Raw genomic sequence first — 11,204 nt, forward strand, 5'->3', positions numbered from 1 at the left:
AAAGCAAGACAAATATAAAAGGACAGTTGCCAAGCGAACTTACGTTAAAGGCTAATTTGTTTCGCATATCGTGATCATTCGTTTTTGCTTTTAAGTTAAAGCATGTTAATTCAAAGAATAAAAAACCTTTAACGAAGTCGCAAAGGCAACTGTCCTTAATTTTTCAATCTACCTCAATATAATCAATCAAAAAATCAAAGTCAAGTTTTTCAAAAGCATAGGAGCATCTAATAGGTAATTAGGAATTAACACTGAAAAATCTTGAACTCCTAAATTTACGATTCCATTAGCCAAGATACTTCCTGAATTTAAAAACACTGAAACTGAATATGAAAACTCCAAACCCAAGAAGAATTAAAATTTGTGGATACAGAACTTCAATACCTGCCCCTCTAAGAAAAATTCCACGAAGTATGATCAAAAAGTATTTCAAGGGAATGAAATTGGTAATAAACTTTATCACGGGTGGCATACTTTCAACTGGGAAAACGAAGCCAGACAAAACTATATTTGGCATTGCAAAGAAATACGCAGTCATCAACGCTTGTTGCTGCGTTTTTGATATCACAGATGAGAAAATCCCAAGACCAAGTGTGGTCAAGAGGAAAACAAAAGTTGAAACAAACAACAAAAAAACATCACCTCGCAATGGAACCCGAAACCAGAATTTGCCAACGAGTATAACCGCAATCGCGTCAAATAAACCTATCAAAATAAAGGGTAAAATCTTTCCAAGCAATAATTCATAAGTTTTAATCGGTGTGACAAGCAAGAGTTCTACAGTTCCCTGTTCTTTTTCTCTAACCATTGTCATTGAGGTCATTATCAATGTCACTGTTATAAGTATCATCCCTATTAACCCGGGAACCATAAAAGATGTTGATCTTATTTCAGGATTAAACCATATTCTTACCTCAGGCTCGCATAGCGGAATAAATTTAATTCCAAAATTTGAAAGTTTATTTTCAACAATTGATATGAATTTATCCATTATAACGCTTGACATGAAACCCATTGCAATTGTTGCGGAGTTTGAATTTGTTCCATCAATTATAATTGGAAGTTCAAATTTCTCTGATTTAATTATGCTTTTTTCAAAGCCATTTTTGAAGATAACAACCACATCCGCTTTCCCCTTCTTAAGAACCTCGTCAATTTGTTTTAAATTCTCCAAGTATAACGCAATATCAAATGTTTCACTTGAATTAAGAGCATCTTCTATTGTTCGGGTAAGTTTACTTCTATCCTCATCTAAAATAGCAATCCGCACATTTTTAACCTCAAATGTTGCGGCATAACCAAGTATAAGAAGTTGAAGCACTGGTGCAACTATCATTATTCCCACAAGAAGACGATTTCTGCGAATTTGTGATATCTCTTTCCTAAAAATGGTAAAAATTCTAAACATTAAATTTCACGCATTAATTTTTTCAATCTCACCGCCGATGCAATAAAGGTCAATGACATGAAAAAGCATAAAATCAAGGTGCTAAAAATATGTTCTTTAATCCCATTTCCTTTCAAAATGATGCCACGAATTATTTCAAGATAATATCTTGCGGGGATAAAACAGGAAATTAACCTCAACAGGAAAGGCATATTTCTCACAGGGAAAACAAAATCAGATAAAACGAAAGTTGGCACAACCGTTGATATAAAAGCAAGAGCCATTGTTGATTGCTGGGTTTTTGCAACAGTTGAAATTATCAACCCAAGGTTCAACCCGCATAAAATAAAAACTATAGTTACCAAAAAAAGTAAAGCTATACTTCCCTTTACTTTAAGATTAAACAAAACAATTCCCGCAAAGAGAATTAAAACCGAATCAAAAAATGCAAGTATTGCATATGGAATTGTTTTACCCGTAATGATAAAAAACGGATTTAACGGAGTGGATATCAATTTCTCAAAAGAGCCAAGCTCTCTTTCACGCGAAATTGAGAGCGAACTCATCAAAACGGTCATTATCATCATTATTAAGCCCATTAAGCCAGGGATAAAGAAATTAACGCTTTTAAGTTCTGGGTTGAACCATATGCGTGGTTTCAAGTCAACAACTGGCATCATCTTACCAGTTTTTTTGAAAATAAAACTTTGCACAATATCCCCCGAAAAGCCCTGAATTATTTGCCGAACATACCCAAGAACAACATTTGCAGTATTTGCATCGCTTCCGTCAATTATAATTTGAATTTTTGCAGGTCTACCTAAACCAATCTGAGCAGAAAAACCCAACGGAATCACAACCCCAACTTTCGCTTTACCCGAGATCAAAAAATTATCAATTTCATTAATATCTTCAACTTCACTGTAAAGGTTAAAAAATCCAGAGGAAGTAAACCTATCAATAAATCTCCTGCTAAATTGAGTTTTATCAAGGTCACAGACGACGAGACTGGCATTTTTAACATCCATTGTAACCCCATATCCAAAGACGATGAGCAGAAAAAGCGGAATAAAGATGATTATTATAATGCTTCTTGGGTCACGAATCAATTGAATAAATTCTTTTAAAACGATGCTAAGAAGAGCTGTAGTTTTTATTTTTTGTGAGAGCAATGAAAACATCTTCAATTGAGGGTTGAATTACTTCAACTTTCTTAAAGTTCAAATTTTTTCTTTTTAAAAAGTTTTCTATCTCAAAAATCTTCTCAGTCGCATTTTGAACGACGATGTGAATTGAATCGCCAAAGATACCTATATCTTCAATGAAATCAAGAGTTGAGAGAGCACTGTAGCAAAGCGTTAAGTTTTCGGGGATGATATTTATAACCTCGCCGTGCATGTATTTTTGTTTTATTTCAGTTGGCGAGTCAATAGCAAGTATCTTCCCTTGAGAAATGAAAGCGATTTTATTACATCTTTCTGCCTCATCCATATAATGTGTTGTCACAATAACCGTCTTACCTTTTGCGGAAAGAGAATATACAAGATCCCAAAACTGTCTTCTTGAGACAGGGTCAACCCCTGATGTCGGTTCATCAAGGAAAACAATTTTTGGCTCATGGACAATTGCAGTCGCAAATGATAACCTCTGCCTCCAACCTCCGGATAGATGCATCGCAAGTGTCTTCCTGTACTTTTGGAATGAAAGATGCTCAATTATCTCTTCAGTTCTTTGCCTTGCAAGTTTTTTATCATTGAGGTAGACGCCAGCATAGAAACTTATATTTTCCTCAACGGTTAAATCATCATAAAGCCCAAATCTTTGAGACATATAACCAATTATTTTCTTGATCTTTTCAGGTTCCTTAACTATTGAAAACCCACCTACGGTTGCACTTCCAGAGGTTGGGCGAAGCAACCCACAAAGGAGACGAACAAGCGTTGATTTACCAGCGCCATTTGGACCAAGGAGACCAAAAATTTCACCCTGTTCAACCTTTAAATTAACAGAATCAACAGCGATAAGATCACCAAATTTCTTTGTAAGTTCAAATGTTTCAACATCAAACATTCCCATCACCTCCGTTTTATTATTTCAACATCTGCTGGCATCCCTGGTTTAAAAATCCCATCTTCGTTTTTAATTTTAACTTTAACTGCATAAACGAGTTTAACTCTTTCATCTTTCGTTTGAACATTTTTCGGAGTAAATTCAGCCTTTGGTGAGATGAAAACTATAACACCCTTGAAAATTTTACCTGGGTGAGAATCAACCTTAACATTAACTGAATCACCAACTTTAATCAATCCAATTTCCCTTTCTGGCACATAAATTCTTACATAAACTTCATCAAGCCCAGCAATTTTAGCAATCGGAGTTCCAGGTGAAGCAAATTCACCCACCTCAACAAATTTTTCAAGAACAAAACCAGGAATAGGGGAAACAATTTTTGATCTTTTCAATTGGATCTCCATGCTTTTTAATTGAGCAATTGCCCTATTGTAATTTGAAAATGCTATTTTTATTTCCTCCTCTCTTGGTCCTTTTTTCAAAATTTCAAGTCTTTTCTTTGCTTCTTCATACTGAGTTTTGCTTGCTTCGTAAATTGTTTTAATATTGTCAAATTGTTCCTGAGTTATAATTCCATCTTCATACAAGCTTTTAGTTCGTTCAAGTTGCTTTTGCGCGTTTTCAAAATTAACCCTTGAACGATTTACAATTTCCTCCATCGCTTCAATTTCTTCACTTCTTGCCCCCTTCAACAAGAGCCGATACTGTAAAAAAAGCGCCTCTGCCTGTGCTTTTGCCTCAACATATCTTTGATAAACTAATTCAGTATCAACCTGACAAAGCACAAAGCCACTATCAACCCTTTCTCCCTCATCAAAGTTAAGTTTAATGATTTTTCCACCGACTTCTGAGCTTACCACTACTTCCCTTGCTTCAACCGTTCCGCTTGTCTCAAAACTCCCCGAGTTTTCGTTGTTTGAGCAGGACATAAGAAGAGTTAAAATCAAAGTTAAAATTAAGTGCTTTTGCATCGCCCATGTGAAAGTTATTTAGTTAAAAGTAGAGATAATAAAATTCAAGTCCTGGTTTTATCCTCAAAGTTGGCGCTGGAAGATGAATGTAATTTAAGGTGCGAATAACACGGTTTAAAATATCAATCTTCGTATCAATTTTTAAGAGATTAAAATCAATCGCAATGTAAAGTTCAGAATAACCCCTTCCTGCATAATTTATGTTTTTTACACTGTATCCGATCGCAAGGTTGATAAAATCCGGGATGAATTTTTCAATTTTATGGGGCAATAATTTTTGAAATTCAAAACTCGCCCAGAAGGTCATTCCTTCATAATCGGTATGAAACTGCTTTTTATAAAGCGCATCTTTCAAACTTCCAACCCGTAAATAGTCAAGCCATGTATAACCAGACGGGGTATAGCTGAATTTAAAAGTTATTGAATTAAGCCCTGGGAAATATTCCTGGGCCACAGGGAAAAAAGCTCCGAAAACATCTAAAACCGCATCACTTGGGCTAAATCCCCAGCGTGTTGTGAATCCGTCTGTAAGCTCAACAACCCCAACTTCATATATAACGCTTATTCCAGCCCCAAGGAACGCAGATGTTTTTCCACTAAAACCGACCCATTTAAAAATACTTTTATAAACATCTGAAAGGACATAAGAAAAATAAAAATGCCCTGCTTTATCAGCTCGCAATAAATCATTCCAATCCTCACGCAAAGTAAATTTTTTCACCTTCGTTGGTTTCCACCATACCTGATTGAAATAATCATAAGTTAAAGCCCCAAACCCAGCAGTTCCAAGCACAACAATTCCAAGCTTGATCTTATTTACCCTCGTTCTCTCAATTACAATGCTTGACGAATCACCAAAGACATCGTTTCTTGCGCTTATAAAAAAGATAAACAAAAGCAAAAACTTTGACATCTGAGATATTTTTACATTTTTAAATTAGCTACCCAAAAATGGAACAAATAAACTTAACACAACCCATACAGCCCATGCACCAAATACAACTAAAAAAGATGATGTGTAATTCTTGTTAAATGCCTTCGCCATACCAACCGCAAAAACAGCAAGTTGCCAAATTGTGAAAATTTCAACTTTTGACGCAAGTATATATACTTTACTTGTAGAAACTTCCATAAAAATCGCGGGACTTGCACTCGCAAAAAACGAACCAGTTAAAAAAGCAAGAATTGTTGAAACGATAATCCCAACTGAAGATATTAAACTTGAAAGAGAGTAAATTGAGAAAATTGTCATGAATTCAACTTCACCTTTCAAAAACAATCTCCCAAGAAGAAAATATACAAGTGATACAATTAAAAATACAATTGGAACGCCAATCAAAACACCAACTGAGCTAAAAATTTGTTGTGCTCTGCCAAATTCAGCGATTCTTTCCTTTGCCACCTCAGCTTGTTCTTCGGTCATTTTACCTTCCTCAACAAGTTTGTCTATTCTTTGCTCTTGAAAGATCATCAATGAATCCTTTATTTTTTCATCATTAAATTTTAAAAAGTTTGATAAGATAGCAAGCACAACAAGCAGAACAATTGGAACAAGCCAGTCAATTACCCGAGGTTTTGCTTTAACAAGATTTTCAAAAACTTCACTTGGTGCTATAAATATCCCCGTTAATTTGTCAATGAAGGGAATTGGTTTAACTTCTTCTGCGAAACTTGATTCTTGATTAGGCTGGAAGTTTTCTGACATTGTCTTTCTCCTTAGATTATTTTTAAAAGTTTTTCAACTATTTCAACAGTTGATACGCCATCAGCCTCAGCATTAAAGTTTGTCACAAGGCGATGTCTTAAAACTGGCAATGCTACAGCTCTAACATCATCAATTGTTGGGGTAAATCTTCCATCTAATATAGCCCGAGCTTTCGCCCCAAGTATGAGATACTGCGAAGCCCTTGGACCCGCCCCCCAACTTATCCAATGCTTGATGAAATCTGGAGATCCATTCATGTTTGGTCTCGTTAATGTAACAAGCTTAACAGCATATTCAATCACATTATCTGCAACTGGAACCTTTCGCACAACTTCTTGAAGTTTCAAAATTTCAAGTTTGTTGAGGACTTTTTCAACCTCAGGTTGATACAAACTTGTCGTCTTACGGACTATTTCAATTTCCTCATCAAAACTTGGATAATCTATCCAGATATTAAACATAAATCTATCAAGTTGAGCTTCGGGGAGCGGATATGTCCCTTCCATTTCAATTGGATTTTGAGTCGCAAGGACAAAAAATGGCTGTTCAAGCTCATAAGTTTGCCCACCAGCTGTGACGCGGTATTCCTGCATTGCTTCAAGAAGTGCGGATTGCGTCTTTGGCGGTGTGCGATTTATTTCGTCAGCAAGAATTATATTTGCAAAAATTGGACCTTTGACAAACTTGAAGAACTTTTCACCTGTGCTTATATTTTCCTCAATTATCTCAGTCCCGGTTATATCACTTGGCATAAGGTCTGGCGTAAACTGAATTCGGCTAAATTTTAAATCAAGCGCCTGAGCAAGCGTTTTTATCAGCAATGTTTTGGCAAGCCCGGGAACCCCAACAAGAAGACAATGACCTCTGGCAAACAGGGCAATTAAAAGCTCTTCAATTATTTTGTCCTGTCCTACAATTACCTTAGATATTTGATTCTTTATTTTCTTATATGCCTCACTCAGTTCCTGAACGAGCTCAACATCAGTTTTTTCTCTTTGCACTTTTAAATGAAATTAAGTTTTAAATTTATTCAATTTTCCTCCCATCCGCATCATAAACAACCACAGGTCCAAATTTTTCAAGAACTGGTTTTATCTGCTTTGAATTGCCAGAAACAACAATTAAAACTTTGTCTGGATGTAGATATTTCTTTGCTGTCTCTTGAACATCTTTAGCTGTTACTTTTTTAACCTCCTCCCTAAACTTATCATAAAAATCCTTCGGCAAGCCATAAATTTCAATCGTCATAACTCTTGAAGCAACCTGAGCTGGGGTTTCAATCTGCAATGGGAACGAGCCAACGATGTAATCCTTCGCCATTTTCAGTTCATCCTCCGGGACGGGCTCATCAATAATTCTTTTCAGCTCTTTGAGTATTTCAGCAATAGATGAATCTGTGACCTCATTTCTCACATCCGTTGAAACAACAAATGGACCTGGATACAACCTTGCATCAAAAGAGCTGGAAGCACCATATGTATAACCATGAGTTTCTCTTAAGTTCATGTTTATCCTTGAATTGAAATATCCACCAAGCAAGGTGTTGAGCGTAAAAACCTTTGCATAATCCTTATTTTTTCTATCAATCCCGAGATGACCTATTCTTATCGCTGATTGAACTGCGCCGGGTTTATCAACTACAACAACTCTTGTTTGAGATACATTACTAACCACTGGGAATTTCCTGTGCGGATTTGGACCTTTCTTCCAAGCCCCAAAATATCTTTCAACAAGCGGAATAGCTTCGTTTGGGGTAATATCACCAGCAAAAATTATGAATGAATTATTCGGGATGAAATGTGTTTGATAAAACTTCACAATATCATCCCTTTTCATCTTTTGAATTGATTCCTCATTCCCTCCGCTTTCATTTCCATATGGATGTCCCGAGAAAAGTTCCTTAGAAAATCTCACTCCAGCAAGATACCCAGCCTCTGCTTTTGCTTGTTTTATTGATGCCAGACGTTGCGTTCTTATCCTCTCAAGTTCTTCATCAGGGAAAGTTGGATTTAAAACAACATCTTGAAGGATATCCATCCCAACTCCAAGATATTTCTTTAAAACGAGGACATTTACATTTGTTGCGTCCCATGAAGCGGTTGCATTTAGTGTTCCACCGACGAAATCAATTTCCTCAGCAATTTGAGTTGCGGTCCTTGTCTTTGTCCCCTTCGTTAAAAGCTCAGCTGTCATGCTCGCAAGCCCAGGGAGATTTTCATCATAAGTTGATCCACTTTTCACAACGAAGCTAATATAAACAATTGGTTGCTCATGATTTTCAATAACTATAACTTTAAGCCCATTTGGAAGTGTTTTCTCAAAATACGATGGAAATTTAACCTTGCTTTCAGGACCTGGTTTTGGTGGCTTTGTCCTGTCAACTTTTTCTTGTGAATTTGCAATTGTTGATAGAAGAAGTATCATCATGAAGAATGTCCAAATTTTTTTCAACATACCTTTTTCCTCCAAAGATTTTGTTATCTAAATTTAATTTACTTTCGGTAGATAATGCAAAATTACACGCCTTTTTGAATCAAGATATACCTGGGCAACTCTTTTTATATCTTCAACCGTCACACTTCTATATTTATCTATTTCTCTGTTTACCAAAGCAGGGTTTTTATAAAATGTGTAATAATGTGCTAAAAGGTCTGCCTTACCTTGAACCGTTTGCCTTGCCGAAACAAGCGCTGATTCAATCTTATTCTTTGCCTTTTCAAGTTCTTTTTCTTCAACGCCATAATTTTTTATTTTATCAATCTCCTCATCAATCACCTTTTCAAGCGTATCAGAACTAAATCCCGGATTCGCAATTGCGTAAATTAAAAACAAACCAGGATGTTCCCTTGAATCGGAATAGGTTTCAACTTCATTTGCTATTTTATCTTTGTAAACTAACCGTTGATATAACCTTGAACTCTCGCCGACCGAAAGTATATTTGAAAGCAACGCAAGAGCATATGAATCAGGATTTCCTTCTTCTGGGATTCTGTAACTCATAAAAACAGCAGGGAGTGGGGCATTTATATCTTCAACAACCTCACGAATTTCATTTTCAAGCGGCTCATCCTCTGGCGATGGATGTGGAATATTGTCTGGACCCTTCGGGATGTCAGCGAAGTATTTTTCAACGAGTTTTTTGGTTCTCTCTATATCTATATCCCCAGCTATTACAAGGACCGCGTTATTCGGGACATAAAATGTCTCATAAAATTCTTTAACATCATCCATACTTGCCTTGTCAAGGTGTTCTTGGTAACCGATAACAGGCCAACGATATGGATGTTTTTTAAAGCTTTTCTCAGAAATTTTTATCCAGGCGGAGCCATAAGGTCTGTTTTCATAACGCCATCTCCTTTCCTCTTTCACAACTTCCCTCTGTGTTATCAAACTTATTTCCTGAATTGAAAATTCAAGCATCCTATCTGATTCAAGCCATAAAGCAAGCTCCAGATAATTTGAGGGGAGCACCTCGTAATAATTCGTTTTGTCCTCGGTTGTATAGGCATTATCATAACCGCCGGCTTGAGATATATATTTATCAAATTCACCACGTTTAACATTTTTTGAACCATCAAACATTAAATGCTCAAAAAGATGAGCAAATCCAGTTTTATCCGGTTTTTCGTTTTTTGACCCAACATGATAACATACATTCACAGCAACAATCGGTGTGGAGTGATCCTCATGAAGTATGACATGAAGTCCATTTTCAAGTGTAAATTCAACGAAATCAATCTTCCCTTCACTTTGCGGGAAAAGTTCAACAGGTTTCAGAAAAACATTTAACATAAATAGAAAGACGTTTAGTTTTAGAATTTTCATCGGTTTAAACAAATTTTATTTTGAAGCACGTTGTTCCTTGGGAAGATAATGAAGAACAACTGAATTTTCAGGTTTAAGGTATTTATTTGCTGATTCACGAATATCCTCACGAGTTATTGCAAGAATTTTGTCAAGCTCTTGGTTTATCTCATTCGTGTTTTTATGAATCACATAATAATGGGCAAGTTGATCTGCTTTTTGCAAGATCGTTTGATAACCACTTATCACTTGTGATTCCGTCTGATTTTTCGCCTTTTGAAGTTCTCGCTCAGATACAAGCTCATTATGAATCCTTTCAATTTCTTCCCATATTTCCCGCTCAACCTCTTCAGGTGTATGTCCAATTGAACAATACGCATCTATCTTGAAAACACCGGCATCTTCCATACCTATTGCATAAACATTAACATTTTGAGCAATTCTTTTTTCATAAACAAGCTTTTGATAAAGCCGTGAGCTTCTGCCTGAACCGAGTATGTTTGCAAGAAGATCAAGCGCATAAAAATCTTTTTCTCCATCTCTTGGAACTTTAAAAGCAATAAACACGGCTGGCAATCTTATGTTATCATAAATCGTATCCCGCACTTGTTGTGTCAATGGAGGCTCAAAAATGTTAGGTCTTTTTATCTCATATCTCCCTCTTGGAATATCACCAAAATACTTCTCAACAAGTTTCTTCGTCTTTTCAACATCAATATCACCAGCTATTACAAGGACAGCATTGTTCGGGACATAGTAGGTATCAAAAAATCTTTTAACTTCCTCAAGGGTTGCTGCGTTAAGATGTTCCATGTATCCAATTACAGGCCATCTATATGGATGCTCCTTAAAGAGCCGTTTAAATGTCTCCTCCCACTGCGTCCCATAAGGGCGATTATCAACACGCCATCTCCTTTCTTCCTTGACAACTTCACGCTGATTGTCAAGATTTTCTTGGTTGACATTTAAACTCATCATCCTACGGGCTTCATGTTATTTTACATGAGGATCATTCATCGCCAATTGTTGCGGTTGATATTTGGTATTATGTTGGTTCAAAGAACGAGGATCCGAATAGAACTGGGTTTGCTCATTTGTTTGAGCACATGATGTTTCAAGGTTCTGCAAATGTAAAGAAGGCTGAACATATGGCGTATATTCAAAAAGCTGGTGGAACCTTCAATGGCTCAACGAACTGGGATAGGACAAATTATTTTCAAGTTGTCCCATCAAATCAACTTGAACTTGTTTTATGGCTTGAATCCGA

The 11,204-nt window shown here is 36.3% G+C and carries 11 protein-coding genes; 1 reads left to right on the forward strand and 10 read right to left on the reverse strand.

Going from position 1 to position 11,204, the window contains the following annotated elements:
• Positions 1 to 286: 286 nt before the first annotated feature.
• The 10 genes from AT685_RS05785 to AT685_RS05830 are packed head-to-tail and all read right to left on the reverse strand — an operon-like array spanning position 287 to position 10,915.
• Positions 287 to 1,408 (reverse strand): ABC transporter permease, encoded by a 1,122-nt coding sequence (locus tag AT685_RS05785; protein WP_072151909.1) that lies wholly within the window; start codon positions 1,406 to 1,408, stop codon positions 287 to 289.
• The gene (locus AT685_RS05790; protein ID WP_159420488.1) at positions 1,408 to 2,559 is read right to left on the reverse strand and encodes an ABC transporter permease; all 1,152 of its coding nucleotides are present in this window, start codon (positions 2,557 to 2,559) and stop codon (positions 1,408 to 1,410) included. The genes AT685_RS05785 and AT685_RS05790 overlap by 1 nt, the downstream gene beginning before the upstream one ends.
• The gene (locus tag AT685_RS05795; protein ID WP_072151911.1) at positions 2,522 to 3,463 is read right to left on the reverse strand and encodes an ABC transporter ATP-binding protein; all 942 of its coding nucleotides are present in this window, start codon (positions 3,461 to 3,463) and stop codon (positions 2,522 to 2,524) included. Before AT685_RS05795 ends, AT685_RS05790 begins: the two co-directional genes overlap by 38 nt.
• Entirely contained in the window at positions 3,463 to 4,428 is a 966-nt protein-coding gene (locus AT685_RS05800; protein WP_072151912.1) for an HlyD family secretion protein, read from the reverse strand. The genes AT685_RS05795 and AT685_RS05800 overlap by 1 nt, the downstream gene beginning before the upstream one ends.
• A gap of 22 nt (positions 4,429 to 4,450) precedes the next feature.
• Positions 4,451 to 5,341: a DUF2279 domain-containing protein gene (locus tag AT685_RS05805; protein ID WP_072151913.1), complete on the reverse strand. Its 891-nt coding sequence runs from the start codon at positions 5,339 to 5,341 to the stop codon at positions 4,451 to 4,453.
• A gap of 24 nt (positions 5,342 to 5,365) precedes the next feature.
• The gene (locus tag AT685_RS05810; RefSeq protein ID WP_072151914.1) at positions 5,366 to 6,133 is read right to left on the reverse strand and encodes a YIP1 family protein; all 768 of its coding nucleotides are present in this window, start codon (positions 6,131 to 6,133) and stop codon (positions 5,366 to 5,368) included.
• A gap of 11 nt (positions 6,134 to 6,144) precedes the next feature.
• Positions 6,145 to 7,134, reverse strand: a complete 990-nt coding sequence (locus tag AT685_RS05815) for an AAA family ATPase (protein WP_072151915.1) — start codon at positions 7,132 to 7,134, stop codon at positions 6,145 to 6,147.
• A 25-nt stretch (positions 7,135 to 7,159) separates the two neighbouring features.
• The gene (locus tag AT685_RS05820) at positions 7,160 to 8,587 is read right to left on the reverse strand and encodes a M16 family metallopeptidase (RefSeq protein WP_072151916.1); all 1,428 of its coding nucleotides are present in this window, start codon (positions 8,585 to 8,587) and stop codon (positions 7,160 to 7,162) included.
• A 33-nt stretch (positions 8,588 to 8,620) separates the two neighbouring features.
• Positions 8,621 to 9,958, reverse strand: coding sequence for a M16 family metallopeptidase (locus tag AT685_RS05825; protein ID WP_072151917.1), 1,338 nt, complete (start codon positions 9,956 to 9,958; stop codon positions 8,621 to 8,623).
• Between the two features lie 15 nt (positions 9,959 to 9,973).
• A complete protein-coding gene (locus AT685_RS05830) occupies positions 9,974 to 10,915 on the reverse strand; it encodes a M16 family metallopeptidase (RefSeq protein WP_072151918.1) in 942 nt (313 codons plus the stop codon).
• A gap of 17 nt (positions 10,916 to 10,932) precedes the next feature.
• Here AT685_RS05830 and AT685_RS05835 point away from each other — a divergent pair.
• On the forward strand, positions 10,933 to 11,204 hold a 272-nt coding region (locus AT685_RS05835), incomplete at its 3' end, for a M16 family metallopeptidase (RefSeq protein ID WP_143713147.1).

The sequence above is a fragment of the Candidatus Kryptobacter tengchongensis genome, from assembly GCF_001458555.1.
In the GTDB taxonomy this organism is placed as follows: Bacteria; Bacteroidota; Ignavibacteria; order Kryptoniales; family Kryptoniaceae; genus Kryptonium; species Kryptonium tengchongense.